The 26,882-nt window shown below is 50.8% G+C and carries 18 protein-coding genes and 2 pseudogenes; 1 reads left to right on the plus strand and 19 read right to left on the minus strand.

What is annotated here, in order from left to right; translation table 11 throughout:
* Positions 1-81 precede the first annotated feature (81 nt).
* From FHS16_RS04100 to FHS16_RS04145, 10 genes and pseudogenes are all read right to left on the minus strand, one after another.
* Positions 82-1,746, minus strand: coding sequence for an extracellular solute-binding protein (locus FHS16_RS04100; RefSeq protein ID WP_183559143.1), 1,665 nt, complete (start codon positions 1,744-1,746; stop codon positions 82-84).
* 84 nt (positions 1,747-1,830) lie between these two features.
* Positions 1,831-2,727, minus strand: a complete 897-nt coding sequence (locus FHS16_RS04105; RefSeq protein WP_183559145.1) for a carbohydrate ABC transporter permease — start codon at positions 2,725-2,727, stop codon at positions 1,831-1,833.
* Positions 2,728-2,761: 34 nt separating this feature from the next.
* On the minus strand, positions 2,762-3,718 hold the full coding sequence (locus tag FHS16_RS04110; protein ID WP_183559147.1) for an ABC transporter permease: 957 nt from the start codon (positions 3,716-3,718) through the stop codon (positions 2,762-2,764).
* A 277-nt stretch (positions 3,719-3,995) separates the two neighbouring features.
* Positions 3,996-4,775, minus strand: coding sequence for a YheC/YheD family protein (locus FHS16_RS04115; protein WP_183559149.1), 780 nt, complete (start codon positions 4,773-4,775; stop codon positions 3,996-3,998).
* Positions 4,776-5,558: 783 nt separating this feature from the next.
* Positions 5,559-5,723, minus strand: a pseudogene (locus FHS16_RS04125) (carbohydrate ABC transporter permease); the annotation flags it as partial.
* Between the two features lie 80 nt (positions 5,724-5,803).
* A pseudogene (locus tag FHS16_RS31605) lies at positions 5,804-5,893 on the minus strand (sugar ABC transporter permease); the annotation flags it as partial.
* A 141-nt stretch (positions 5,894-6,034) separates the two neighbouring features.
* Positions 6,035-8,350, minus strand: a complete 2,316-nt coding sequence (locus FHS16_RS04130; RefSeq protein ID WP_183559154.1) for a beta-galactosidase — start codon at positions 8,348-8,350, stop codon at positions 6,035-6,037.
* Between the two features lie 185 nt (positions 8,351-8,535).
* Complete coding sequence (locus tag FHS16_RS04135) at positions 8,536-8,796, minus strand: hypothetical protein (RefSeq protein ID WP_183559156.1); 261 nt, start codon at positions 8,794-8,796, stop codon at positions 8,536-8,538.
* Between the two features lie 179 nt (positions 8,797-8,975).
* The gene (locus FHS16_RS04140; RefSeq protein ID WP_183559158.1) at positions 8,976-9,227 is read right to left on the minus strand and encodes a sugar-binding domain-containing protein; all 252 of its coding nucleotides are present in this window, start codon (positions 9,225-9,227) and stop codon (positions 8,976-8,978) included.
* 76 nt (positions 9,228-9,303) lie between these two features.
* Entirely contained in the window at positions 9,304-12,642 is a 3,339-nt protein-coding gene (locus FHS16_RS04145) for a tetratricopeptide repeat protein (RefSeq protein WP_246431585.1), read from the minus strand.
* Positions 12,643-12,899: 257 nt separating this feature from the next.
* Between FHS16_RS04145 and FHS16_RS04150 the strand changes: the two genes are divergently transcribed.
* Complete coding sequence (locus tag FHS16_RS04150) at positions 12,900-13,712, plus strand: helix-turn-helix domain-containing protein (RefSeq protein WP_221226252.1); 813 nt, start codon at positions 12,900-12,902, stop codon at positions 13,710-13,712.
* Positions 13,713-13,776: 64 nt separating this feature from the next.
* Here FHS16_RS04150 and FHS16_RS32210 read toward each other — a convergent pair whose 3' ends face one another.
* The 9 genes from FHS16_RS32210 to FHS16_RS04190 form a co-directional block, all read right to left on the minus strand.
* On the minus strand, positions 13,777-13,902 hold the full coding sequence (locus FHS16_RS32210; protein ID WP_281378984.1) for a hypothetical protein: 126 nt from the start codon (positions 13,900-13,902) through the stop codon (positions 13,777-13,779).
* Positions 13,895-14,818 carry an aldose epimerase family protein gene (locus FHS16_RS04155; RefSeq protein ID WP_183559160.1) on the minus strand — a complete coding sequence of 308 codons (924 nt, stop codon included), beginning with the start codon at positions 14,816-14,818 and terminating at the stop codon, positions 13,895-13,897. Before FHS16_RS04155 ends, FHS16_RS32210 begins: the two co-directional genes overlap by 8 nt.
* 13 nt (positions 14,819-14,831) lie before the next feature.
* Positions 14,832-16,955 carry an alpha-galactosidase gene (locus FHS16_RS04160; RefSeq protein WP_376769648.1) on the minus strand — a complete coding sequence of 708 codons (2,124 nt, stop codon included), beginning with the start codon at positions 16,953-16,955 and terminating at the stop codon, positions 14,832-14,834.
* 26 nt (positions 16,956-16,981) lie between these two features.
* A complete protein-coding gene (locus FHS16_RS04165; RefSeq protein ID WP_183559164.1) occupies positions 16,982-17,803 on the minus strand; it encodes a carbohydrate ABC transporter permease in 822 nt (273 codons plus the stop codon).
* A complete protein-coding gene (locus FHS16_RS04170) occupies positions 17,800-18,681 on the minus strand; it encodes a carbohydrate ABC transporter permease (protein ID WP_183559166.1) in 882 nt (293 codons plus the stop codon). The genes FHS16_RS04165 and FHS16_RS04170 overlap by 4 nt, the downstream gene beginning before the upstream one ends.
* 72 nt (positions 18,682-18,753) lie before the next feature.
* Positions 18,754-20,088, minus strand: a complete 1,335-nt coding sequence (locus FHS16_RS04175) for an ABC transporter substrate-binding protein (protein ID WP_183559168.1) — start codon at positions 20,086-20,088, stop codon at positions 18,754-18,756.
* 118 nt (positions 20,089-20,206) lie between these two features.
* Positions 20,207-21,805 (minus strand): response regulator, encoded by a 1,599-nt coding sequence (locus FHS16_RS04180; RefSeq protein WP_183559171.1) that lies wholly within the window; start codon positions 21,803-21,805, stop codon positions 20,207-20,209.
* Positions 21,798-23,588: a sensor histidine kinase gene (locus tag FHS16_RS04185; protein ID WP_183559173.1), complete on the minus strand. Its 1,791-nt coding sequence runs from the start codon at positions 23,586-23,588 to the stop codon at positions 21,798-21,800. The genes FHS16_RS04180 and FHS16_RS04185 overlap by 8 nt, the downstream gene beginning before the upstream one ends.
* 128 nt (positions 23,589-23,716) lie before the next feature.
* Positions 23,717-26,791: a discoidin domain-containing protein gene (locus FHS16_RS04190; RefSeq protein WP_221226253.1), complete on the minus strand. Its 3,075-nt coding sequence runs from the start codon at positions 26,789-26,791 to the stop codon at positions 23,717-23,719.
* Between the last annotated feature and the right edge of the window lie 91 nt (positions 26,792-26,882).

The following is a 26,882-nucleotide window of genomic DNA, read 5'->3' on the forward strand; positions in this document are numbered from 1 at the left end:
GCAGCTAAAAATAAACCTGGAAAAACGAAAAACACAGGTACGCTAAAACTCTTAGCATACCCGTCGTTTTTCATGGCTTATTTATTCTTGTGCTTTCATTTTTGCAAGATTAGCTTGCCATTTCTCTGTCTTGAACGCCAGCAGCTTGTCGTAGCCGGCAGCTTGTGCGTCCTTCTCCGCTTGATCGAGTATAGCCAGCACTTCCGCATCATTTTTCGCGAACAACGCTTTCGCTCTAACCTCAAGATACATATCCTCGATACGTTGACGGATGATGCCTTCCTCTGTATCCGGCTGCGGATCGATATTAATAAATTCCGTAGCGTTGGATTGCGTTTTCCAAGTAATCTCGCGTTGGTAACGAGTCGACCAGTTTTGCTGCTCTACCGGAAGCGTTGCTTCGAATTTCGCTTTGGTCGTATCAAGGAATACCGTGTTGCCCACCCAGTTCAGGTTCGTCGTAATGGCTTGAAGCTTAGCCAGCTCGCCTGCGTCGGACGTGTATTTCTCCGTAAATATCGGCGTCTCGCCATCCGCTTCTACGCCATCCCAATAGATGCCTGGAGGTCCCCACATCAATGCGCTTTGGCCTTCTGCACCAGTCAGCCAATCATAGAATGCGAAGATCGCTTCTGGATTTTTCGCTTTTTTCGTAATAACCGTTACGTTCCAACCAAGCATACCATAAGTGCCAGGGAAAACCTTGTCTTTGTCCATGCCTTCTTTATGAATCGGCCAAATCATGAAATAACCAGCTTCCGGATCGTTTTTCACGAGCTCGGCATGCGCTTGCATGGCAATTTCAGTCGGGCTTGCCGCTGCGAATACCGCAACGCGGCCTGTCATTACTTTTTCCGTAATTTGATCGATCGTTTGCGTCATTGCATCCTGCGTGATCAATTTCTCGCGGAACAGCTTCGATGTATACTGCACATACTCACGGTATTGCGGATCAAGGAAGATCGAAGTCAGCTTGTCGCCGTTAGGCACGGCACGCATGCCCGGGAACTTCTGATCGTTTTCTTTGAATGCGGAGTACAGTACGTCAAGACCTTGTCCGTCCTTTGCCAAATGCGGCTCATATGGTACAACATTCGGATAGTTTTCTTTTACAAGCTTCAGGTAGCTGTATAGATCATCCGTCGTTTCAAGCTTCGGCGAACCTAGCTCTGCATAGATCTTTTTATTTACGACATAACCAGCGTTGCCGTTAGGTTGTTTCGTATACCAGTTCGGGAACTGGTACAGCTTGCCGTCCTCGGAGCGAAGCATATTGATGCCTTCCTCGCCCAGCCACTTCTTCAGGTTAGGGTATTTGTCCAAATAGTCGTCGAATGGTACAAGCATATCCGCGCTGCGAAGCTTCTCTACATCCACGCGCTCCAGCCAGATGGCATCAGGCAGGTCGCCGGTTGCGATCATCGTATTCAGCTTCTGAGGCGCCGCTCCGCCGGAGTGGATCGGTTTCACGTTAACCTTTTTCGTATCTCTGATCCATGTGCTGGTAATATCTCCGCCCCAAGCTGGCATCGTGTACCAGTCGTAGTGGCCGTATAGCGTAAAATCAAGCTGCTCCTTGCCAAGTTCATAAACCGATGCCGGTTTGTTGCTGTTATTCGCATCCGCCGTATTGTTTGCCGTTTCTCCGTTATTCTTTGTGCCGCCATTGCTGCTGCAGCCAGCAAGCATGGAAACAGCCATAAATGCGGAGACGATAGGGACGAGCAGTTTACTTTTCGCTTTCATCTGTTTAAAATCCCCTTTCAAGCTCTTTTTTATATGTTCAAAGCTTACGCTCTAAACCACGCTACACACTACATTTAGTACCCGCTACTCTTTCAATGACCCAACGAGCACACCCTTGACGAAATACTTCTGCACGAATGGATAGACCATGATAATTGGAATGGTGGCCACCATCATTGTCGCCATTGATAATGACTTGCTCGTAACTGTCCGCATCTTGGCTAATTGGCCTTGCGCAGCAGAATCGAGCTGTGACATCTGATCGGAGACGATGTTCGAATTCAGAATCTGTTTCAGCATCGTTTGTATAGGCAGCAGCTTTTCATTGGTGATGTAAATGCTTGGACCGAACCAGTCATTCCAATGAAAAACAGCGGTGAACAGCGATAGTGTCGCAATAACGGGACCGGAGAGCGGAACAACAATTCGGAAAAATATGCCCCAGTTGCCGCTTCCATCGATTTTGGCTGACTCCTCCAGACCTGCGGGCAAGCCTTGAAAGAAGGTACGGAATATGATCATATTCCACACGCTGACCAATGACGGGATTATGAATACCCAGAATGTGTTCATCAGGTGAAGCTCCCGTATCAAGAGGAAGGAAGGAATTAACCCTCCGCTGAAATACATCGTAATGATACACAGAATCATATAAAATTTGCGGCCCATGAGCTCTTTTTTCGAGATGCCGTATGCGAATATGGCTGTCACTAGAATGGATGCTGCCGTACCCACAACCGTTCTGGCGATAGAGATGAGGAATGCGCCAACCAAACGCTCGTCCTTGAATACGATGCCGTAATTCTCCAGCGTCCATGACCGCGGCCAGAAGGTTACGCCTCCCATCGCTGTATCTATGCCGGCGTTAAAGGAAATGACCAGCGCATTCCAGAAGGGATAGAAGGTTAGAAAAGCCAATAGTGTGAGAATAATATAGATGGTTACCGTCATGATGCGGTCTCCGAAGCTAAGCCTGATCACTGCATCCTCCGCCTTTCCGGGCTAATTGTATCGTTTACCACAAGCTGCTGCCGGCTCTGCGCGCCAGGTAGTTCGCCATCGTCAGTAGTCCGACGCTGATTACTGCTTTGAATAGGCCGACCGCCGTTGCGTAAGAATATCTGGAGCTTTGAATTCCGACTCGGTAAACGTAGGTATCAATTACATCCGATACGTCCCTGAGCACCGGGTTAACCGCCAACAGGAGAATATCCTCGAAACCCGCATTCAACAGATTGCCGATAGCCAGAATCATGAAGATCAGCACGACTGGCATAATGGATGGCAGCGTAATCAAGAAAATTTGCTTGAACTTGCTTGCCCCGTCCATGGAAGCCGCTTCGTACATGCTCGGATCGATACTTGCGATTGCAGCCAGATAAACGATGGAGCCAAAGCCGATTTCTTTCCATACCCCAGTCGATACGAGGATGGACCAGAACAATTCCGGAAGCGACAGGAAGTTGATCGGCTCCTCGATGAAATTCATTTTTTCCAGCAAAATGTTCACGCTGCCGTTATCCGTCGATAGCATCGACATGATAAGTCCTGCTACGATGACCCATGACATAAAGTGGGGCAGGTAGCTTACGGTTTGCACAAGCCGCTTGAACATCATATTCTTCACTTCATTCAACATCAAGGCCAGCACGATCGGTGCCGGGAAGCCGATGCAAAATTTCAGCATGCTGATAACAACCGTGTTGCGCATGACCTCAAAAAACTCCGGAGAGCTGAAAAACATGTCGAAGTGCTTGAGGCCAACCCACTCGCTTGCAAAAAATCCTTTGAAAATGCTGTAATCCTGGAATGCCATTAAGACGCCGTACATCGGAATGTAGCTGAAAACAATGATCAGAAGCAATGCCGGAAGCACCATTAGCTGGATGTCCATTTGCTTCAAAAATCGCAGAAACGCATGTTTAGTTTTAGGTTTTTTAACGAGCTCTTTATTTACGGATAGCTGCGCCACTTACTCAATCCCCCTTGCTCTTGTTGTTCTTCTTGTATTCTATCTCGATCCCAAAACGACTAATAGCTATCTGAACAACTAAAAATGATACTTTTCAATCATCAAGGAAAGCGTCATCATTTTTAAGTACAAGAAGAAACGGCTTCGCCGTCCTCTGCAAGAGGATGGTATCCGTTTCTCGTAGAAATAGATGCTTACTTTATCGCGTGAAACATATAAAGTCTTATATTGTAAAAAAAGAAGCAGATCCCGATTTTTCCGGACTGCTCCCAAATGTCTATTTGGCGTCGCGTCTGCCATAGCTTGCCGCAAAACGCTTCATTTTATCATAGGCTGCCCGGTCCAGCTGCTTAAGAGGATGGAACTGCGGGTGATTCGAATTAACCTCAAGCACCCAAAGCTGCTGCTCCTTGTCGTAAGCGAAATCGATGCCGAGCTCATGCATGCCTGCACGTTTTTTGCTCAATGCCCGAGCAATTCGCAGCGCAGCATCCGTTAAGCGGGTAATGCGGCCTGCTGTCTCCTCTGGAGACAATCCTTGCTCTAGGCCGAGCCTATTCATGGAATAAATTTTCCCGCCCTGATAATAATTCGTAACGATTTTGCTGCGGCCGCCGACTTTGACCATAAAGCCCGTACAGACCCAGCTTCCTCCCGGCTTGCGCTGAACCATCGCCCGGATATCATAGGGGCATTCATTCACCTGGTCCAAATAAATGCCCTTCTGGATAATGAGCTTTCGTCCTCCCTCCCTCAACAGCCGCTTATGCAGCCCATCTATCGATTCATAAGTGCGGCGAACTTGTTTTTTGCGGACGAGCTCATACAGCTCAAAGCCGGATTCAACCCGTTTCAGCTTGAATATGCCAATTCCCAGCGAGCCCACATCGGGTTTGACATACACCATATCAAAGCGTTCCAGCATCATTTGCAGGTTATTACGACTAAACCGGACCGTTTTCGGAACATAAGGCAACAGACTGCGATTAGCCGATAAATATTTGCAAACTAGCAGCTTCCCTCTTATATTGCGACTAGCATAGCTTTTTTTGTACATCTTCCATTCACCTCCATTTACTTTATGAACGGAGGATCTATAGCAATTGTACGTATGTTTATAGACTGCAAATATAGTAAAACCAACCTTGCAAGGCTTTTCGAACCCCCCCAAACCCTCCCTTCCAAGGGAGGGCCCCGAGGCGCTGCGCCCTCTGGACACCCGCAATTGACTAACGTTGGCTAGGCAGAGGCGATTTGGATGATACGTTTGTGTAGGATCGCTTTCGTCCCTGAAGGGACACGCTTTCATGCGTTGGAAGAGCCTAGCGTTCGTTTGACTGTGTAGCTTTGGATGGTACGTTTGTGTAGGATCGCTTTCGTCCCTGAAGGGACACGCTTTCATGCGTTGGAAGAGCCTAGCGTTAGATTGACTGTGTAGCTTTGGATGGTACGTTTGTGTAGGATCGCTTTCGTCCCTGAAGGGACACGCTTTCATGCACTAAAAAAAGCAGGAAGAGGCTGACTCAAAAGGGGTACGCTCACTGAAGAAACAGCTCTCATAATCGAAAATAAGAAGAATATTCCATAGAAAAAGCGTTGCAGAGGGTTATCCTGCACCGCTTTTTTGAATTTTGGTCTATCGCTGATTTCTTCAGCAAATTGTGGTAACGGAGCATTTAAATGATTCTGGAGAAGCGTCAGCGGTCGTTTTTGTGAAGGGATTCCAACCTTTCTTCGTTGATTCAAAGGAATCCCTGAGCAAAGACGATCGGAAGAATATTTAAATGTGCAGTTTATTAGCTGTTTATTAGCAGTTTATGTGCAGTTTATGTGCAGTTCGCTATTCCTTAACCGAGCCCATAACGAGGCCTTTGACGAAAAACTTTTGGAGGAACGGGTAGACGATTAGGATCGGGAGTGCGCCGATGAAAATTTGCGCTGATTTTACTGTTTTTTGCGAGATCAGCGCCAGATCAGCCGGGTTGATGCTCATCGAGCTCATATCGCACTCATTTCGTACCGCCTTGCCTATAAGCTGGCGAATTACACAATTTTTATAAAAAAGGAGGCCGTGCGGCATGTAACATAAAGCGAAGGATTAATGTTAGCGAGCGCCGCTAGGAATTCGACCTTCCCGAAGCAGAACTCCTTCCATACATCAGATACAATGACCGTGATGCTACGCTACGAATATATCAACCTGCAAAATCAAAACATAGTAGAAATATAGAGAAAGTTGGCGAAATGATATCCTTTCCTATATTTCAAAAAAAACCGGAGTCTCGGCATGACGCCCGAAATTCCGGTTTTCTATGATTAGTTAAAAGCTTGATATAAGGCTACGGTATAATACGGGATCGGCTCAATCGCATGGAATACCGCAATTTCCACGCCTTCGAACCGCTCAACGAGCGCTTGGTTCACGAAGGTGTGCACCGTTCCTTTGCGTAGGGGCGTAATCGACAGATGCAGCTGCTTATGCTCCAGGTCATCCTTGAATTGCTTCAGTCCGATCGGCCAAGCTTCCCCGTAATGAATATGGTCCGTAAGCAGCTGGTTATCTAGGTAAGCAGCCGCTACGTCGCCATCGTATGCCACTTTCAGGAAGACATCCGAAACATGGTTTGGCCAGTTGGTATCAAGCTCGACAAGGGCGCTTCTCTCCAGCGGCTTACTCACCGTTAGCGCAGGCTCGTAAGCCGGTACCTCAATCAAGTACGTTTGAAATAACCCTTCCCGCTTCGCTTGAACTGCCCCCATGCTTGCCAGCAAAGCCTTCTCCGGCAGAGCAGGCGCAATGGATACGCTCCAGCTTGCTTTTCCTTCAGAAGTCGCAACGAGACGCTCGTCCTTTGCGTAAAGGCGGCTGTCGCTGATCACAAGCCTGTCCTCGCCCCATAGCCGGAATTTATAGGTTTGAAGCGTCTCTTCTCTAGTTAGAACGAGTACGCTCACCTTTTGGCCATTCGTCAGCACCACTGTGAACGCATGCTCTTTGCCGACTTGCGGCGTAACGACGATCGCATTAGCTTCCTCAACAGCCTGCGACGCGTCCAGCTCAACGGATGCAACGCTCGTACGACTGAATACAAGCTCGGCCGCAAGCGACGGATGCGCATAAAAGACAAGCACAGGCTGCCCATCCATGTTCAGCTTCGTAAGCGGTTGAACGGTTGCGCTCACGATGAGCGCCCCTTCCAATTCGATGTTGAAAGGCAGCACCGCGCTCACATCCCGCTTTAATGTGAGATGTCCCGCGTGCGGGAAAGCGACTTTACCCTGCGCCGTATCCAGCTCGATCCGTACGCCTTCACGGTCAGGAAGCTCCAGATGATCTTGGAAGTTGTTCAAGAACAAGAAGCCCGATCCGTCCTTCTGCCGAACGCACCAGCGCAGCGACTCCGTGTCTTCCGGGTGGATAGCCGACTGTCCTTCCGGCAGCACCGTACCCATCGGCGCCAATACCGAGCCGAATGCATCCATAAACAAAGACAACGAGCGGATACGGTCATAGGATTTGCCGACTCGCCCGAATTCACCTAGCGGTGATTGGTAGTCGTAAGTGATTTTCGGAAGACCGTATTCGTTAAGAAAGCCATGCTTCCCTACCGGATTGGAGCCGCCGTGGTACATATAATAGCCTAACAGATTGCTGCCGCTGGCCAGCTTGACCAGCGTCATCGCTTCCACGCTCTCTGCGCTTACATTCGGACGGGCAGTATAGCTGACCTGCATGCCGCCCGCCATCTCGCAATAAGCGACGGGATAATCAAGCGTATCGTAGTTGACTTCCTCGGACGGCTTCACATGCAAATCGCGGTAAATGTACTCGCCGCTCGGCGGCTGATTCGGAATCCAAGGCGTATACGCATAGCCTGCAAGCATCGGCAGCGTATCGGTCTCCGGCACGGCTGCCCCGCCCCATGCTGTAGCTGTGAAGAACATCGGCGTAATGCCAGCCTCCTCCGCGATTCGGCGCAGCTCGGCCAAATGCGAGTTGCCGCCTTTCCCGGAGCTCATGAAAACGCCGGCCTTATAGGCCCATGAATCGAGCGGAGCACCGCAGTGCATATACTCATTCTCCAGCTGGACGGCAATGACCGGTCCGCCTTCGGCGAACAGGCTGCCTTTGACTTGCTTCGCAATTTGACGGTAAAGACGCTTGGCATAGAAAAGGTACAATTCATCATTCGAGCGAATTTCAAGCGGTTTGTCGAATACCCAGTCTGGAATGCCGCCATTTCTTACTTCACCGTGGCAGAAAGGTCCGATGCGCAGCACAAGCGGCAGCTCATGCTTCGCGCAGAGATCTACGAAATGACGCAGATTGCGATTCTCGCTCCAATTAAAAATGCCCTCCTCTTCCTCGTGATAGTTCCAGAAGATATAGGTAGCGATAACATTCACGCCGCCCGCCTTCATCTTCAGCAGCTCTTCCTCCCAGTGCAAATAAGAGAATCTCGAGAAGTGGAATTCGCCAACGACCGGAATAATGGGCTGATCATTGCGCAGCATATAGAAATTGGTAAATCCAAAGCTTTCGCCTTTTGGGTTCGAGCCTTTGTTGCCAGCCAGCTTGCCTGGCTTAATCTCTTTATTCGGTCCGTCTAGCTTAAGCGAGTAAGTGGTCATTAATATGATTCCTCCTGTAATAACAGTTGATTTATAGCAACTCGGTCCATTCTGAGAATAGGTGGATTGCATTTGATTGCCCTGCGTATTCGTTCGTCCGTGTTATCGTAACAAACTGACGGTTGCCGTTACAGGGCATATTCACAACATATTGGTTGCTTATTCAACCACAATGGATCAGGCTGCTATTCGGCTTCCGCAATGCTCAGCCTGCCATCGAGCACGGAAAATCCGGTAGGCCGACGGATATCGAAATCAACCCCGTCTCCCGATGTCTCATTGGCTGGTAATACGAAGCGCCATTCCTCGCCTGGGGACAGCGAAGGAATCGAATACACGCTGCTTCCGTTCGCATGGTCCAGCCTTAGCGTATAACCGCTGATCGCGTGATTCGGTATGTCGTCTCGGACCGTCCAGACAACGTTCAACGAGCGATTGCGATCCATATAAACCCCGCTTCACTGTAATAGGCGCACCTAACTCGCGAAGCGCCTGATAGGACGGCTTAGGCTCTCCATACAAATCCGTCGTGCCATGCACCCTTTGCCGCAATCTGCCTGTGCCGTCTTCTCCCATTTGCGTACGGTAATCGTTGAAGCTGAAAAAAATAAGCGCCGCGATCCCCTCATGCTTGCGGTACTCCTCGGTCTTCTCCTGCAAAATGCGAATCCGACGCTATCTGAAGTTCATAACTATACCAAGCAAGCCCATGGTACTCCTCCAAGCCTTGCTCGACATTCCATGTATGCGGAATCCGTACCGCTCGCGCATCCGGCAATCCGCTCTCATACCAGTTTTCTTCCGTACCGAGCCCAGCAGGGTCCGCTTGAAATCTCCATTGCTCCGTCAATGCTGTCGTTATCCGTGTCGTAGACATTTCCTGACTCATTCCTTTTCGCTTAAAATGAACATACGGCATCCGGCGGATATTTCCGCCAGACGCCGATTAATATTTACACGCTCATACGTTTATGAATGGCCGCTCCCTGATGGCTGCGATCCATAGCCATAGCAAGCTCGAATTGCTCGGCCGCTTCCTGAATTCGACCTAGCCCCAGATGGCCAAGCCCCATCATAAACCGGCAATGGATCACATTCCGATTGTTCAGATTCTCGTCAAATACGAGGAAATCAGGCAGCGACACCGCAAAATAATCAATTTTGACATCATCGAACAAATGCTTCTCGGCAAAATCGATCAGCTTATTGAAACGGCGCTTTGCCTCTTTTTCATTCGCCAGCTTCAACCATGCCAAGCCTTGGTAGAAAATCATTTCCGGCGGCTGGTCATTGTAATACATGGCGCTTGCCGGTTCCTCAAGCCCCTCCGACGCCGTCTTGAACGCCGCTTCTGCTTCTGCCGATTGTCCAAGTCCCTCGTACGCGCAGCCAAGGTAATAATATACGTTGTTCTCCTGCGCGCCGGCCAGCTTCGCTTCGCCAAGATTGTCAGGGTTTTCGAGTGCCTGCTTAAGCAGCTCTGCGGCTTCGACGTAATGGCCGGCTGCAAGCTTTTCCTTAGCCAGCTCAACAAGCGCAAGCACGTATTGCCCAAGCGTCTTGCCTTCGCCGCCCTCCCAAGGGTGGAATCTGCGTGAGGCGAGCAGTTCGATCGCGGCTTCGTGCTTCTCCAGTAAATTGTGCAGCGTGACGTATTCCAAATACAAATCATCCCTAGCCTGCACGAGCGGCAGATGCTGCTGCAGCAGCGCTAATCTTTGTTCTGCCCCAAGGTCTATCTTCTTGTACAGTTGGTCTAGTTCATAGAACACGCGCGCGTCGGATTGGTCGCACTTAAACGCAGCTTCCAGTGATTTTCTTGCTTTAGCTGCATCATTCAGCTTGTTGAAGTAAGCAAGCGCTACGTTCCGGTGCGCAACGGAGAAGGATGCGTCGCTTGCTATCGAGCTTTCCCAGAGCGCTACGGCTTCCAAATGGCGTTTCTTGTCGTAGTAGAAATTGCCCAGGAAATAAAGGGCTTTGGCGTCATCCGGACGCGCTTCGACAGCATACTGTAGCACGAGGAGATCGAATAGGCTGTTCGGAAAGCAATAATCCGGGTTTGCTCGGTTTCCAGCCGTCAAATAAAGGGCTGCCGCTTCTTGGTTGCTTTGTTTGGCATAGCAATAAGCGAGCGTATAGTGAACCAGAGGATAAACATCCGATTGCGCATTCGGCGCGATATGGTGCAATACGTCGATGGCTTCGGCATATAGGCCGGCTCCCGCATAATCCGATGCAAGCGCAATATGGTTATGGACGTCTCCACGCAGCAGCGCCAGCAAGTCCTTCAGAACGTTACTCGCTCCTGCCTCGTTCCCCGCTTCCTTGTAACCCAAATACAGCTCGTTGTAGGCACCGAAGTCGGCAATATCAAGCTTAATCGTCTCCGAAGCATAGGCAATGGCTTCTACCAGCCTGCCCAGCCTGCGAAGCATCGCTGTTTTCAAATCCCTTGCTTTGTAGTTGCGGGAATTGCGGATCAAGGAACGCTCCGTAAGCTCAAGCGCTTCGTCAAATGAGCCTCTCTCCGAAGCGATTTGCGCCAATGTAAAATAGCCGCTATCCTGCCATGCTGATGACCATACCGATTTGTACAATGCGGCAAAAGCTTCCTCCAATCGCCCTTGATGCTTTAGCGATACGCCAAGCTGGTAATAAGCTTCGCTGTCGTAAGGATTCGGATTGCGCCAAGTCAGGCGACCGATAGCCTTGCGGAAATAGGCTTCGCTCTGCTTGAACATGCCTCTGCGAAGCAGCAGCGTGCCATAAGCAACATTGATCCGCGCATCGGATTCATCCCGCTTCAGCCCTTCCAAGTAATACGCCTCCGGTTCAAACGTCGCATGGCGGTACTGCTCGAGATGAAGGCCCGCTAGATACAGCTCTTCATTTGTTTTGAGCTCCTGCGGCTCTGGCAGCGGCTTCGCGGCATCAGGTATTTCTTCAATGCCAGGCTTTTTCGGCTGATAGCTGACAAGCAGCCGCCCAGAGGCATCCTTCACCGTAAGCTGCAAATCATGCTCTTGGTCGTCCGGGTGCAAAGGAACGATTGAAGTGAAGGTTAAGCTCGGCGACAGGTCCGCTGTCTCCAGCACATAATTTCTGCGGCTGCTCTTCAGCTCGATGGCAGCTCCCGCGCAATGAGAGGTCGCATAAGCGTAAATCGTCGCAGTTCCCGCATGCGGATCAACCTCGACGTTGACCGCCGCGTCGATCGTAGCGTTTTTGACGACGCCGATATTTTTATAGGGCATGAAATATTGTTTGAATGACTTTTCCTCATAAGGCTGCAGCCACGTGAAATCCGGTTGATTATCCGTATATACGCCGGTCATCAACTCGATGTACGGGCCATCCTCATCCGTTAGGCTGCGATCCCAAGCTTGGCCGAATTCGCCGTTGCCCCAAGTCCATTGCTTCTTGCCTGGAGAGATATGGTGGTTCGCTACGTGCAGCAGGCCCGCTTGCACGGAATGATCATAACCGCCAACGAAATTATAATCCGATTTGTAAGCCATGTACGAGGTAGGAACCGGGATGTTTTTATACCTCGAAATATCTACGCCATCCGAGTAATCCATTTTGTAATAAGTGCCTGTCGCAATCGGAAACTTCGATACGTCGCGCTTGCCATGGTCGAATACGGCCGTAACGTCTGGAGGAAATACCGACTGTGTGTGGTCGTTTACCGCAACGGCAGGGTTCGCCCACCAAAGGAAGGTTTGCGGCTCCGGCGTACGATTGTAGAGCTGTGCATGAATTTCCAAGTAAGCCTTGCCGGGATGCAGCGTAAAGCCTGCCGTTACCTTCGTTCCGTACATGCGGTCGATCTCACTCACCCATACGGTTGCGCTGCCGTCCGCCTTTTCCTCCATCCGGTATTCTACGGGGCCGAACGTATTCGGACGGTGGTGCTGCGGCCAGTTGAACTCGATACCGCCGGAGATCCAAGGACCGGCCAGCCCAACGAGCGCCGGCTTAATCACCTGGTTGTAATAAACAAAATCATATTGATTCGTTTTGTCTATCGCCCGGTAAATACGTCCGCCAAGCTCCGGCATAATGGCAATGTGCAAATACTCATTCTCGAGGATGACCATCTGGTATGGCTTGGTCTGCTTCTCATCTTCAATCTTATCGATAACCGGATGCGGATAAACGCGGCCCGAGCTTCCTTGATAGACGCGTTTTTCCAAAAACATCGGATTTTTATCGGGTTTGCCTACGCCGTAGGTTGGAATGTGTACGACTTCCTCCCACACGCGCGCTCGTTGCTCGTTCTTATTCAATCTACTCACTCCTCATGGTCAGTTCAATATGCTATAGCTATACCTTACTGGAGCGGCAACATCCTTACCATTGATTATCCGCTGTTCATGATGGATGATACTCTGATTTTTGTTGATTTATCCTGCTTGTATTCAAACTAGCGGGAATGTAAAATACGCTTAGGCCAAACAAAGGAGGTCGAATTCCTATTCCTCGGAAAGCAGAAGGCTTCCATGACGAAAAAATTATCGTATTGCCTCCCTACCAGCTGAACGAAATGATCGCTCATCCGCTGATCGGCGATACGTATATAACCGATATCGGTTACTATCGCCGCGCTAGAAGCCATTATCGCGAGCGGCCGCAGGGCAGCGACTCCTATATTTTAATTTTTTGCGTAGGCGGGAAGGGCTGGATCAGGCTTGACGGCCAAAGTCCCCTCGCATTGTCGGAGCAGACCGTTGCCGTTATCCCGCCGGACACGCCTCATGAATATGGGGCTGATGAGAGCGATCCATGGAGCATATACTGGTTTCATCTCAAAGGGGAGCAGATCGCTTCACTTATTCAGAGCAGCGGGCTCGAAGCCGGTCCGATTCATGTTTCCTTATCCGATTCCGACAAAATCAGGGAGCTATTCAATCAATGCTACGATTTGCTCTCGTCCAAGGCTTATTCTGCCTCGCATCTCATCCATGTGTCGCATACAATGCGTTACTTGCTCAGCTTCATCGGGCTTATACCGCGCAGGAAGCAGGAAGCGAAGACCCAGGCTTACATCGAGCAAGCGATCCTGTACATGCAGGAGCGGCTTGAGAAGAACATGACCATCGATGAGCTCATCTCGCATACATCCATTTCCAAGCAGCATCTTAATCATCTGTTCAAGCAGTCAACCGGCTACGCCCCCATTGACTATTATTTGCGGCTCAAAATGCAAAGAGCTTGCCAGCTGCTTGATTTGACCAACAACAGCATCAAGGAAATCAGCGTATCGCTTGGCCTCAGCGATCCGTATTACTTCTCCCGCTTATTCAAAAAAATTATCGGCGCCTCCCCCTCCGACTATCGCAGCAAGCTGAAGGGTTGAGGACTGGCTTGATCAAAAGCAAACAGGACGCTCCCGCGCGGGAGCGTCCTGTTCGTATCGCTATTTAATAAACATTCTCTCCAGCATAACTGCCGCCTGCGCTCTTGTCGCGTTCCCTTGCGGCATGAATTCCCCATGCCCATCCGCTTATAAGCTCAGCTGGAGCATATATAGAGCCTTGCTCAGTCAAGGTCTCCGATCCCCAGCTCAATATCCAGATGCCATGAATAGGCCTCCGCCGGCATGAGCGTCCGGGCAGTCCCATTCTGAACGGCTGCATCTAACGCGTCATAGTAGCCAATCCCCGGCTCCAGCGCACAAACGGATCGGTCATTAAACATTCCTTCATCGATCCATACGCCGAAATAAGGCACCTGCTCGAGAGGCCAGCGCAGCCGCAAATAATTGCCGCTAGCTTGCCCATGCAAAGCCGCCCACCCTTCAGGTGCTTGGCCCGGATAATAAAATTTCCTGCCGTCACCGGTTATGTCCGGACGAAGGAGGCTTTCGCCAGTGAATGCATAGCTTTGGCCCGTATCATGCCGCATGCCTCCATAAACGCATAGCAATTGCTGCATTCCGGAAGGAAGGACGATCTCCGTCGGCTCTTCTATGGCGAACTGGGGATGCGCAGCCCATAAAAAAGGTTGCGGCCTCTCCCCTTCGTTGCGAACCTCATAGGAAAGCCTGATCGTTCCGTTCTCCATGAACGTAACCTCGCGGCTAAACAGAAACGGCAGCATCACTCCCTTTACCGTGCATAGAACAGAGGTCCCGCTTCGCCGATAAGACCATGGGAGCGACCATGCTTCGCCGTGATCGGGAAGCGTCGCGCCGCTCTCGGTAACGCAGCTGTTTATCGTCGGGAAGCACTCATCCCAGCCGCTCATATCCCCATTAGCGAAAGATGAACCATAGACAGGAGGAAGAAGCGGCCTGCTTCCCGAATCTAGCAGCCATTCTTTGCCGGTTGGCTTATAAACCATGGAAACAAGCTTAGCGCCTAATTCAGGCACAAGCTCCAGTCGCACGAATCCATTCTCCATCACAATAGAAGGGAAACCTTTGTACGACGCATCAACAATCGTTGTCCCATTCGTTTTCATGAACGTTTGCTCCTTACTCCTCGAGCAGCTTCAGTCTAACCATGCTGCTCGCATAATCCCCGGACAACCCAAGGGGGATGCCGATTTGCATCAGATTGGAACCGTGTCGCACGACACCGCTCCCATTCTCGGACAACACCTCGTATGATCGGCCTGGCACCAAGCCTTGCAGCTTCAGTCTCGTTTCCTGATAGCCGAAATATTGCGCCTGCTGGAACGCGAAAACGACCGCCTCCTGCCCATCCCTGCTCACGTATTGGTAAGCAGCTGTATTTCCGTCCGCAAATGAAGCCAGACGGTACAAGCTGCCTTCTGTTACCGTTGATCTGATCTGCTTATATAATGCGATATACCGGCTGGCTTCCGCCGCCTCCTCTTCCGTCCAGCAGCTAATGTTCGCGCCAATGCCGAGACCGCCCATCATGGCGCTGTGAAACCGGAAGGACAGCGGCAGCCTTCTCCCGTTCAAGCCATGCGGGGATTCCGTGACCCAGCACATCATAACCGAAGGGCTGTAAACAAACGTGAATCCCTCTTGGATCGACAAGCGATCGCGGGCATCCGTATTATCGCTAATCCATGCTTGGTCCGCATAACGGAGAATGCCCAGATCAATGCGTGCTCCGCCGCCCGCGCATGTCTCGAATTCCACATGAGGAAAGCTCCTTCTCAGCTCTACCCAAATCTCGTACAAGTTCTCGACATGCCTGTTCCAAACCGATTCGCCAAGCTGCTCATGCAGCGGCAGCGCGCCCGGCTCCGTGACGGTTCGATTCATATCCCATTTGATGAACGAAATATCATACGTGCCGAGCAGCTCCTTCATGAAGCCGAGCACGAATGCCTTGACTTCCGGCTTGCCGAGGTTAAGCAGCAGCTGATTGCGCAGCAGCGTGCCCTCGCGTGTCGGGAATTGATACGCCCAGTCCGGGTGCTTGCGGTACAGCTCGCTGTCAGGATTGACGGACTCGGGCTCGACCCAAATCCCGAATTCCATGCCAAGGTCCTTCACTTCATCGATAAGCTCCTGCAGGCCATTCGGGAACTTCTCCGGATTCACCTGCCAATCGCCCAGCCCCGCCCTGTCGCTGTTCCGACCGCCGAACCAGCCGTCATCAACGACAAATCGCTCCACGCCTATAGCGGCTGCCCGCTTCGCAAGCTCCTTTTGGCCCTGAACGGATACGGCGAATTCCGTCGCTTCCCAAGAATTATACAAAACCTTTCGAATACGGGAGCCTGGCAGAACACATTCATTTTGGTAACGATGCAGCTTTCTGCTCATGTCGCCGAATCCGACTGAGGCGAACCCGCCCACGAACACCGGCGATCTGTAAGCAGCCCCTGGAGCAAGCGTGAAGGCGCCGTCAAAGTCGTTAATCCCGCCACTCACCCGGGCGCGTCCGAAGCTGGACTTCTCAACGACCATTTTCCAATTGCCGCTCCAAGCAAGCGCCCCGAACCATACGCTGCCGGAGCTTTCATCCGCTTTCCCGCTATCGATGGCAAACCAAGGATTGGCGCTCGCTCCGGTAAACCCTCTGCGGGATTCCAGCACCTTCTTTCCTTCGGTCAATGGATCGCTTCGCAGCTGGAATTCCCCAGCCCAGCGGCCGCTGACATGCGTCAGCCTGTAAGCCGGCATAGCTGGCATGGACCAAGCTGCGGCAAGCGCCTGCTCGACAACGACTGCCGATGCCTCCTCATTGCGAATGCACACGCTTCGCTCGATTACGTCATATTCAGGAATGGCCTTGTAGCGAAGCTCGACCTTAAGCGCATAATGCATATCTGCCAAGACAATAACCAGCTCATTGTCATGAATGATCGCATAGCTTTCATACACAAGCTTCACATCGCGAACGCCGTCTGCGAACCTAACCTTGAGGCAAGGCTCGGAGTAATGGCTTCCGCCCCAGCCGCCGTACTCCTCCATATCCCGCTCGATGCTCGCATCAAAGGAGCTGTGCCCCCAGCCTTTCAGCAGATCGGCGGTCTCCGATGCTGCTACCGGCTCCCCCCAGTGCAAGCTTTGGGGGTTTCCTTTCTCATTGATGCCGAAAATATAGGAGGAGCGGTTTGTGCGAATTTCGAAGATTTTCGATGCTTCCAAATAAGTAATGGGCAAAGTAAACACTCCTTCTGTTTATGCGCTGCTGTAAGCTAGCCTTTGACGGCGCCAGCGGCAATGCCTTTGATGATGTATTTTTGCATGAACAAGAAAAAAACGATAATGGGGACCATCCCCATAACGGCGTATGCAAACGCTAGGTTCAGATCGCTGCTGTACTGCCCGAAGAAAAAATACTGCTGCAGCGGAATCGTCCGGTAAGACGCATCCTGCAAAAACAAGAGCGGCAGCAAAAAGTCATTCCATATATAGAGCGCATTCAAAACAAGCACCGTTGCCGTTACCGGCTTCAGCAGCGGCAGAATAATGCGGAAGAATATGCCCGGTGTCGAGCAGCCGTCGATCGTAGCCGCCTCCTCGATTTCTCTCGAGATCGCCCGAATGAAGCCGGTATAGAACAGCACCCCCATCTGGATGCCTGCACCGCCGTAAATGAGAATAATTCCCCAGTGCGTATCGATCATATGGAGCGTTTTGCCAAGCTTATAGATCGGCAGCATCGTAATTTGAAAAGGAACCATCATGCCCGCGAGGAACAGAACGAAAAACATCTGATAAAACTTTTTGTTCCGCCTCGCGATCGAATAGCCGGCCATTGCCGAAATGGTCACGATTAACCCAATGGCCACGACGGTAATAATCAAGCTGTTCATAAATGCGGTCGGATAATGGGATGTATCCCACGCGTGCGCGAAGTTGGCCAAGTCGAGCTTTGCCGGAAGCGCATAAAAAGCGTCATACGTTTCTTGTGGCGATTTGAACGCCATCAACACTGCCACGTAAAAGGGAAAGAGAAAGACGATTGCCAAAGCCGAAACGAGAATAAAAACGGAAATATGCCTGACCTTTCTCATACTTCCACCTCCCTTCTTCTAAACACGGAGAGCTGAATGAGCGTCACGACGACAAGGACGACGAAAAAGATCATGGATAGCGCCATGCCGTAGCCCCCCTTATAGGAAGCAAAAGAGCTGCTGTAAATATAAGTGGACATAACCTCAGTAGCGAAGGCCGGACCGCCATGCGTCGTTACAAACACCAGATCGAACACCTTTAGAGCACCCGTCAGCGTAAGCACCATATTAATGGTGAAGGACGGCGCAAGCAGCGGAAGCACGATATGCCACAGCGTTTTTGACGTTCCCGCTCCGTCTATTTTTGCGCTCTCGACAATTTCCTGCGGAATGCCCTGCAGTCCCGCGATATATATAATCATAGGCGCGCCGATACCCTGCCAGACCGCAATGACGATGACGCCAAACAGCGCATAGCTGGGGTTGCCGAGCGGACTTGTCACATTGTCAAAGCCGAAGAAGCTGAACAATTTGGGAAGGCCCGTGCTGTAGTTGTAGCTCCATATAAAGCCCGAAAGCACGATAGAAATGACACTTGGCAAAAAGAATACGGTACGAAATACATTTCTGAATTTCAAATAGGAATCCAGCAGCAAAGCAAATAATAAGGATAAAACGTTCACGACCACCGTTAGGATAATCGCGTATTTAAACGTATTGATTAAAGCCATCCACAAATCGTCATCCGTCAGCGCATTTTTGTAATTGCCCCACCCGATATACCGAAGCGACTGGGAAACGCCGTCCCAATCGGTGAAGGAGTATCTGATTCCCATGCCGAGCGGTACCAGCAGCGCGAGCGCAAATAAACAAAAACCAGGCATTAGAAACAGCACGTACCAAAATTCATTTTTTACTGTCCGTTTGAAAACGCTCATAGCTGCTCCTCTCCAAAAATACGGCAGAGCGGAATAAAGCTCCCGCTAAGCCGTGTTTTTGCTTCCGTAAAGTTATTTATGGTTTTTGGCGATCCAATCATCCATCTCCGCAATGATTTTGTCCGGCGTCGTTTTGCCGAAGAAATACTTTTGCAGCTGCTGGCTGAATTGCGTTGACCAGTCAAGCGTCGTGTTCGCGAAGTAAATTTGCGAGTCATACGTCAAGCCTTGATCGAAGTATGGCTGCAATTCATCCATCGCCGGCGCGATGCTTGTCGTAGAGCCCTTTACGTAGCTGAGCGATTTGATATTGTTAACCCAAGCGTCTCCGCCTTGCTTGCTTGCCATGAACGCCATGAATTTCAATGCGGCTTCCTTGTGCGGCGTATTGCTTGCTACGGCTAGCGATGCATCCGGATTGAATTCAAGCTTGTTTAATGCCGGATCGTTGCTGAATGGATAAGGGAAATACCCAAGATCGTTATTATAGAAATCCGGATTTTTTTTCTCGATATCAAGGAGCGGCCACGTACCCATGTACATCATGCCGACTTCGCCTTTGGAAAAAAGATCCACCGCGCCGTTGTAATCCACGCCAAGCTGATCCTTATTCCCTAGCTCGAACAGCTTCTTCGCGCGCTCAATGGTTACCTTGACCGCAGGATTATCCGCGAATTTCGCTTCGCCAACCTCTAGCTTTTGGAAGAAGTCCGTTTGGCCCTCTTCAAGCGCCGTTAAGCTCGGAAGATCGCGAGTTGCCCACATGCCAAGCGTCCAGCCGTCCTTCCAGCCGAGCGCGAACGGCGTTTTCCCGGCAGCCTTGATTTGGTTAGCCGCTTCCAGCAAGGCATCGTATGTTTTTGGAATTTCGAGCCCTAAATCTTTAAATATTTTTTTGTTGTAAAATACGGCAATCGGTCCGCCATTTATGGGCATTACGAAATTTTTGCCGTCCGTCGCTTGCCCTTTCAGCACGCTTTCATCGAAGCTCGATAGAAACGGCTGTCCGGTCAGGTCCATGATATACCCGCCGTCTGAGAACAGCTTCGCTTGGCCGCCGGAGTTCAGCGTGAACACGTCGATAATGTCTCCGCCTGCCAGCTTCGTTTTGATCAGCGTATAATAATCGTCGTATTTGACCGGTTGAACCTCGACCTTGATGTTCGGATTCTCGTTCTCGAACTGCTCGACAATCTTGGCTACCCCGTCGGTCACGTCGCTCTTAAAGTGCATGAAGGAAATGGTCACGGGCTTCTCTTCCACGGGAGCCTGCGTCGCTTCGCTCTCCTCCGCCCCTTTATTGCCCGCCTCTTCCGTAGCTGCAGGTGCGCCGTTATTGCCGCCGCAAGCAGCCAGAAGCAGCATCAGCATGGCAAGGCAAATGCTTACGTATACTCTTTTGTTCATTCTAATTCCCCTTTGCGAAATATGGAGTGGCGAACGAATATGCTTCGCTCTACGTCTATCATAGAACCCGGCAGCCCAAACCGTAATTTAAAAAATTGTGCACCTGATGTTCAATTTTTTAGACTGGGCTTTCTTTATCCAAGCTCGCTTCCCTATACTCGGACGGCGTCTGGCCTTTCATTTTTTTGAAAACCTGGCTGAAATAACGCTGGTTCTCGTACCCGGTCAGCTCCGCGATTTCAACGATCTTACGGTCAGAGCCGCTCAGCAGCTCGCATGCCTTCTCGATTCTTTTCCGGCTCATATACTCAATGAAATTTTCGCCTGTAACCGATTTGAACAGCTTGCTTAAATAGCTCGGATCGATATGAAACCTCGTAGCCACGTCGACCAAGCTCAAATCCTCAAAATAATGCTCATCGAGAAATGCGGCAATATCGCGAATAGTCTGATCCGTTTCCGATTTCTCTTGGCTGAGCGATAAGTTGTCGATAAACAAGGCCATGCCGGCAAACCAGCTCTCCAGCTCTTTGCAATCCAAAATATGGGCGATCGCCTTCGGCTCAAACATAGCTGGGCGTGCCCATGCTGCGCCTGAAGACATGCTTAGCAGCTCAGCTAGATGCGAAAGCTCCCGCTGCACTTCGCGTATCGTGATAGCCGGCAGCTGCCTGATTTTGTTCGCCAAGCTCTCCACGAAACGTTTCATGTCCTTGCCGCTGCGTGAAGCCAGCGCCTGTTTGAACGCCTTCGCTTCGAAGGTATTCAGCAACCCTGCGGCAGCTGCGTCGGTCCGGATCGCTTCTCGCTCGGAGATGCATAGTCCCGCAGCATGGAATCCATTTGCGAGCAATGCGCCATGCGCCGATTCGAAAGCGGCAGGAAGCTGCTCCAGCTTAGCGCCTGCCTTGCTTAGCCCTACGAGCACGTCGGCCGCGTACATCCTCTTCATCGCTTCCTGAAACCGATCGAGCAAGCTCTTGATATGAGCATGGTCATAGACTGACTCCGGGAAAGCAAGCACGATCCGCTCCCGGTTATCCGTCTTGAACACCAGCGGCGAATCCGCGTTTAGAAGCTCATGCCAAACGTTCTCCACGCTGAACATCAACAGGTCTGCGTTGCCATGGAATTTTATATCCGCGATTGGCCGATATTGCCGCAGCGAAACGAGCGCGACGCAGAAACGGTCCTGCGCGCACGGAATTCCCAGCCTCTCCGCTTGCTCATAAATGTCGGCTACATTATGGATGCGGCCGCTCGCTATATGCTGAAGGAATGCTTCCCGCTTCAGGCTCTGCACATCCTCGGCATGCTTTTTCTGCTCCAGTAGGCTGGACTCGTTTTGAATGGCCTCGATCGCTTTCGTCATTGCTTCCAGCAGGTCCGCCGCCGAAACGGGCTTCAATACGTATTCGCAGGCACGGTAAGTAAGCGCCGCTTTTAAATACTCGAACTCCGAATACCCGCTAATCACGATCACTTTGATTTCGTTATATTCTCGGTGCAGCCTGGCCAGAAATTCCTGACCGTTCATTACCGGCATATTCATGTCCGTCACAACGATATGCGGCCTGCTGATGCCGATAAGCGCCAGCGCCTCCTCCCCATGCCTCGCTTCCGCAATGACTTCAAGCCGCGGGGCAAGCTCGTTTATCATTTTGCTGATCGCTTTCCTGCCCCATGGCTCATCGTCCACTACCATCACCTTATACATCTGAGATTTCCTTCTTTCTATCCGGTATGATGATCGCAATTTCGGTACCCAATCCGAATCGGCTATTGATTTCTAACCCGTAAGCAGAGCCGTAAACGAGCTTCAGCCTCTCATGCACGTTTTTCAGTCCAATGGACACGCCGTCGAACAGTTCCTTCGATTTATATTTAAGGTCCGATCGTAAAGACTCTAATTTGCTAGGTTCCATGCCAGGGCCGTTATCCTGCACCGTTAGAACGAAGCTGCCTGCCTTGCGGACAGCGCCGATACGTATGAGGAGCTCTTTCTGATCGTCCTTCACAAGGCCGTGCACAATGACATTCTCGATAATCGGCTGCAGCACGAATCGGATGATGGTCATATCCATCAGCTCTTCCTGGACGTCAATCTCCAGCTCGATCGCATTCTCAAAGCGAAGCTGCTGGATATACAAATAATTGTTTGCATGCACGAGCTCCATCCGCAGCGTCGATTCCATATTTCCTTCGTAGAAGCTGTAGCGAAACAGATCGCCTAACGCACGGCACATTTCATGAATCTCGTAATCGCCCATCAGCACGGCTTTGCCGCCAATCGTCTGAAGCGTATTGTAGAGGAAATGGGGATTAATCTGCATTTGCAGCGCCATAATATGCGCTTCCTTATTCCGCAGCTGCATCTCATATTCGGTTTCGATCATCGTTCGGATCTTGTCCGTCATGAAATTGAAGCTGCGCGTCAGCTCCGATATGTCGTCGCGCCAAAGCGTCGGCTGTTTGACCGTAATTTGAAAATTGCCGTTCCTGACCGCCTTCATCGCTTTCCCAAGCAGAAACAGCGGCTTCGTAATGAATTGCTGCGAAAGAAGCGACAGCAGGAAAATAAACAGCAGCACAAGCACGAACGCACTGACCGTAATGTTCATGAGCTGTTTCCGGCTGTGCTCAAGCTCCGTATTCGGGTACACGATCGATAATCTTATATTTCCGTTATTTATAAAAGATGTGTTGATGAGCAAGCTCCTGTTCTCGGAGAAACGCAGATTATGCTTCTCTTTCCCTACGGGCAAAGTCGGCGGCTCATAAGGATCGATGGCTGAGATATAATGGTCCGAGGTTTGATAGAACGGCTCGCCGTGCCTATTCTGCAAAATAATTTCATTCGGCTCGTAATTATAGGTTTTGATGATTTTATCGATTTCTTTGCTTTGGATAAAGAAAATCAGCGTTCCTGTTTTCGTTCGGTAGAACGGATCGTAGATCGTCACTCCGTAGACAAACAACCGCTGCTGCAGCGCAGCATCCGTATAATTGAACATCAAGGAGTGCTGGTACTGCAGATCCAGCAGTTCATCGAAATACGGCGTATTCTCCCCAAGGCGTATATTGTCGTAGCTGGCCGCCCGCGACCAATTGTCGGCAAGCTTATTGTCTTTGCCGTAAATCATCACCTTAATGATGTTCTCATTCCTGCTCTCGACCAGCCGGTAGTAATTGCTCAACGAGTCCTTCAGAAATAAAAATTCTTCGCTATTGTAATCAATGCCGTGCTCCATCAGGTTCATAATTCGCTGGAAGCCATAAACCTGCAGGGCGGAGGCCGATAAATTCTGAAAGTATTTGTCCAGATAATCAGACATATAGTCCGCATTCTGGTCAGAGCTGCGGTACATCGTCCGCTCCAGGGAACGCGCATTGGTATCATAGAACAAATATGAGAGAATAAGCAGCGGGATGAGAGATATGATTACGGTGCTCCATACGATCTTTGTCTTGATGCTGCGATTAAGCAGGAACCTGAGCATAAGCCTACCTCCATAAAGTCAATTCACACTTCTCTCTACGACACCCGCTGCCCGAATACCTTTATCCAAACAAGAAAAAGCGGACGTCCTGCAGCCGATTTCGCTGCTAGGACCGTCCACCTCTTGCTTTATTTATAAATGGTAAAGATTAAATCACGGTTACCGCTGCTTTCGGTTGACCAAGTCGAACCGCCATTCGTGGAAAGTCTGGCGAATCCGCCAGCGTACGGATTCGTATCGTTATACGCAAAACCGTACTTATTGCTTGTTGAGCTGTCGTCGAGCGTTTCCGGTGAACGCAGCACGAGCCCGTATTTCTTCGTCGTATCCAGCCCCGTCAACCGCGGATAAACGGCATACGGCGTAGCGGCCCCGGGTATATTGCTCGGATGCAGAGCGGCGCTGAACAGCGTCTGCACCGGGTTGCTGCTTGCATCCAATAACACGATGTCGAGATACAAGTTATCCTCCGGCAGTTTGTTCACATAGTTCTCGTACAAATACACATCCATCCTCGGTAAGCTCGACTGCGTAAGGCTGAAGGTCTGCATCCGCTGAATCGAAGCGCGGATATCCGAATACGTCGAATACGCTGATCCGCTGTTGTCCTGATCGATTCGGCTGCCCGTATTGCCAGCAACGTTATAAATCTCGATTTCCTGAATGGACGGAATGAACCTTGCGGTCTTCACGTATAATCTGAGCTTTGATGTGGAGACAGTCGGAAAGTTGAATATTCTGCGGTCGCCGACCGTAAAGTTCTGACTGAGATTCACATAGCTCGAGCCATTCCAATATTGCAGCGCATACGTATCGATCTGGAAGCTCTGGTTTCCGGAGCCGTATTCGCTGACGACGACACGGTTCACGTTTGTGGCAGGCCCCAGATTAACCTCCAGCCACTGATTGCCGGAAGTTCCGTTCTCGGCGCTCCATCTCGTGCTTAGGCTGCCATCGATCGCTTTGGATGCTTCATAACCTGCTCCGGCAGTCCAAGTGGACGATGCCGTCGCTGTTTTTCCGAGCGCTAGATTCGTCGGCGCAGTTGGAAGCGATGAGGCATTCGCCGATATCCGGACAATGATCGATTCGCCAGGCTTCAATGTCCTAGCGAAGCTGCCCGTGTACGTTCCAAGCTTCGTCTGGCTGTAGATTTCGGTCAAGGTAAACGCCGTGCTTGAACTTAACCCGAGATCGCTGAATGACACCGTAACGGAAGATGCGTTGTTCATATCCCAGTTCGATAATCCGACGATACGGTCTCCGTTCGTGTCCGTTAAGTAGATCGCGCTCGGCGAATGCTCCAGCTTATGATAGAAATTAGTCATTCTAACCGGCTTAGCCGCGTTTCCTTTTTTGACCAAATCCAGAATGCCCTCGTTTTGCAGAATAGCCATCCTGTCATCTGAAATAAACGGCACATTGTCACCGACCAGCCAATGCCCGCCTCCGAGCGCGATCGCCGTGGAGAGCAGCGTGCCTTCGTTGAGCGTCACTTTATTGAACCCGTCAATGACGCTTTCCGGGAAAATCATATCCACGTCGTTGTAGGCATACAGCGTTCCGTTCGTCCACCAGGAGGCTGCCGCATTGAATGCCTGCCGCTCAATGCCCGGATAGGACTCAAGCCCAATTGTCGTATCGACGCCAGTTCTTCTGCCATGTGCGTACCCGCCTGGCAGCAGCGGAGCGATCGATTCATTGATATAGATGTCCTGAGGAGCAGCCAGCAGCGTATCGCGCATGATTTCCATGCCGATCCGATAGGCTTGCATGCCGTTTTTCGTCGTGTCGTAAAACTTCCCGTCATACATGCCGAGGTCGATGAAATCAAGCTTTACGTAATCAAATCCCGGCGATACATGGTAATTGTCCATGATCCACTGGATGTAAGCCCGCCCACCTGGATGCGTCGCATCCACGATGTACGTATTGATATACGATTTGATCGGGCTGCCGCTCGCATCCTTCAGCGCAATATTGCCGAATGTGTAGGAGGTGCCCGGCACCGTATCAGCCAAGTCGTCGAAGATCGCGAACGGAGCCGAGTACGTGCCTGCCTTCATTCCCTTCCCGTGCACATAGTCCACGAAATCCTCCAGGTTTTGCAAATCGGTTGCGCCTTCCACCCCTTGGTAGCAGCAATCCAGGTTCATGTAGTTGTAGCCAAGCGATTTCAGATGGTCTTCGAAATAATCGGTCATCGGCAGCATCGCGTCAGCTGTCGGATAGGTGTAGTACGCGTACCATGTGTTGAAACCGATTGGCACATCGTCGGTCCAGTCCAGCTTCGGCTCGGCAACGGCATACATTTCGCCGAATTGCTCAAGCCCTGCTTGATAATCAGAGAAATACCCCAAGAAAAATTGATCGCTGGCTACCGAGGTGCCGCTCTGCTGGCCTCCTGCATTATAAACGGAGAAGCCGGTTAAGCTGCCGTTAGCCGTGCTTGCCTGCCGCAAATATTGCATGCTTTTCCACTTGAAGGTCGTCGCGGCGCCCGCAATAAAACCGTGCTTGTTCGTATTGTCGAACATGGAAGCGACCCAGTAGCTTGTACCGTTAAATGCGCCCCAGGTTTCTCCGGCTCCGTAAGGCCGGTCATTCCCGTTCTGGCTGCTGCCGAAATCATTGACAGGAGCCACTCCGAAATCGTAATTGTTCGTATAAGGCGTCGTATAAATGCGTTTATCCGATCCCGCTCCAATATCCAAATTGGCGGATGCAATCGGCTCCATAAAGTTTATCGCTTGGCTGACAGATTTGTTCACCGTCATGCCGGCAAGCACGAATGACCGGTTCTCGTACATCTTGATCGTCAGAATAATGGTCGAGCCGGATACGAGCGTATTCGTAATCGTCAGCTGCTTGCCGCCAGTGCCGTATCCGTCGGCGCCGATAGCCGCCCAGCTGGCTGAGCGGGTTCCAGCATCATAAGAGCTGATGCGGCTTGTGCTGCCTACAACCCCATAGTTCGAATAGAAGTCTGACATGATGACCGTACTGCCGGATTTGAAATCCCCTCGCCCATCCGACAGATCGTACGTAATGACAAGCTCCCCGTTGGTAGCGGTTACAACACTGCCTGCCTGAGAAATGACGACCGCCGCTGCGGAGACCGCCGCACCGAACGGTATACTTCCCGCCGCCAGCAGCATAAACACAAGCATGACCTGCAAGCTTCTTCTTATTCCTTGCTTCATTCCTAATTTCCCTCCCCATGGATGGATAGACGGACAATCGATATGTCCTTACCTCTATCTTGCCTTTAGGGAGCGCTTCCAACAATGCAAT

The sequence above is a fragment of the Paenibacillus endophyticus genome (assembly GCF_014192395.1).
Taxonomy (GTDB): Bacteria; Bacillota; Bacilli; order Paenibacillales; family Paenibacillaceae; genus Pristimantibacillus; species Pristimantibacillus endophyticus.

Coding starts and splice junctions, on each gene's coding strand:
- FHS16_RS04100 (WP_183559143.1), bottom strand. CDS start 1,746: ATGAAAGCGAAAAGTAAACTGCTCGTCCCTATCGTCTCCGCATTTATG.
- FHS16_RS04115 (WP_183559149.1), bottom strand. CDS start 4,775: ATGTACAAAAAAAGCTATGCTAGTCGCAATATAAGAGGGAAGCTGCTA.
- FHS16_RS04130 (WP_183559154.1), bottom strand. CDS start 8,350: ATGACCACTTACTCGCTTAAGCTAGACGGACCGAATAAAGAGATTAAG.
- FHS16_RS04135 (WP_183559156.1), bottom strand. CDS start 8,796: ATGGATCGCAATCGCTCGTTGAACGTTGTCTGGACGGTCCGAGACGAC.
- FHS16_RS04140 (WP_183559158.1), bottom strand. CDS start 9,227: ATGTCTACGACACGGATAACGACAGCATTGACGGAGCAATGGAGATTT.
- FHS16_RS04150 (WP_221226252.1), top strand. CDS start 12,900: ATGATCGCTCATCCGCTGATCGGCGATACGTATATAACCGATATCGGT.
- FHS16_RS04155 (WP_183559160.1), bottom strand. CDS start 14,818: ATGAAAACGAATGGGACAACGATTGTTGATGCGTCGTACAAAGGTTTC.
- FHS16_RS04165 (WP_183559164.1), bottom strand. CDS start 17,803: ATGAGAAAGGTCAGGCATATTTCCGTTTTTATTCTCGTTTCGGCTTTG.
- FHS16_RS04170 (WP_183559166.1), bottom strand. CDS start 18,681: ATGAGCGTTTTCAAACGGACAGTAAAAAATGAATTTTGGTACGTGCTG.
- FHS16_RS04175 (WP_183559168.1), bottom strand. CDS start 20,088: ATGAACAAAAGAGTATACGTAAGCATTTGCCTTGCCATGCTGATGCTG.
- FHS16_RS04180 (WP_183559171.1), bottom strand. CDS start 21,805: ATGTATAAGGTGATGGTAGTGGACGATGAGCCATGGGGCAGGAAAGCG.
- FHS16_RS04185 (WP_183559173.1), bottom strand. CDS start 23,588: ATGCTCAGGTTCCTGCTTAATCGCAGCATCAAGACAAAGATCGTATGG.
- FHS16_RS04190 (WP_221226253.1), bottom strand. CDS start 26,791: ATGAAGCAAGGAATAAGAAGAAGCTTGCAGGTCATGCTTGTGTTTATG.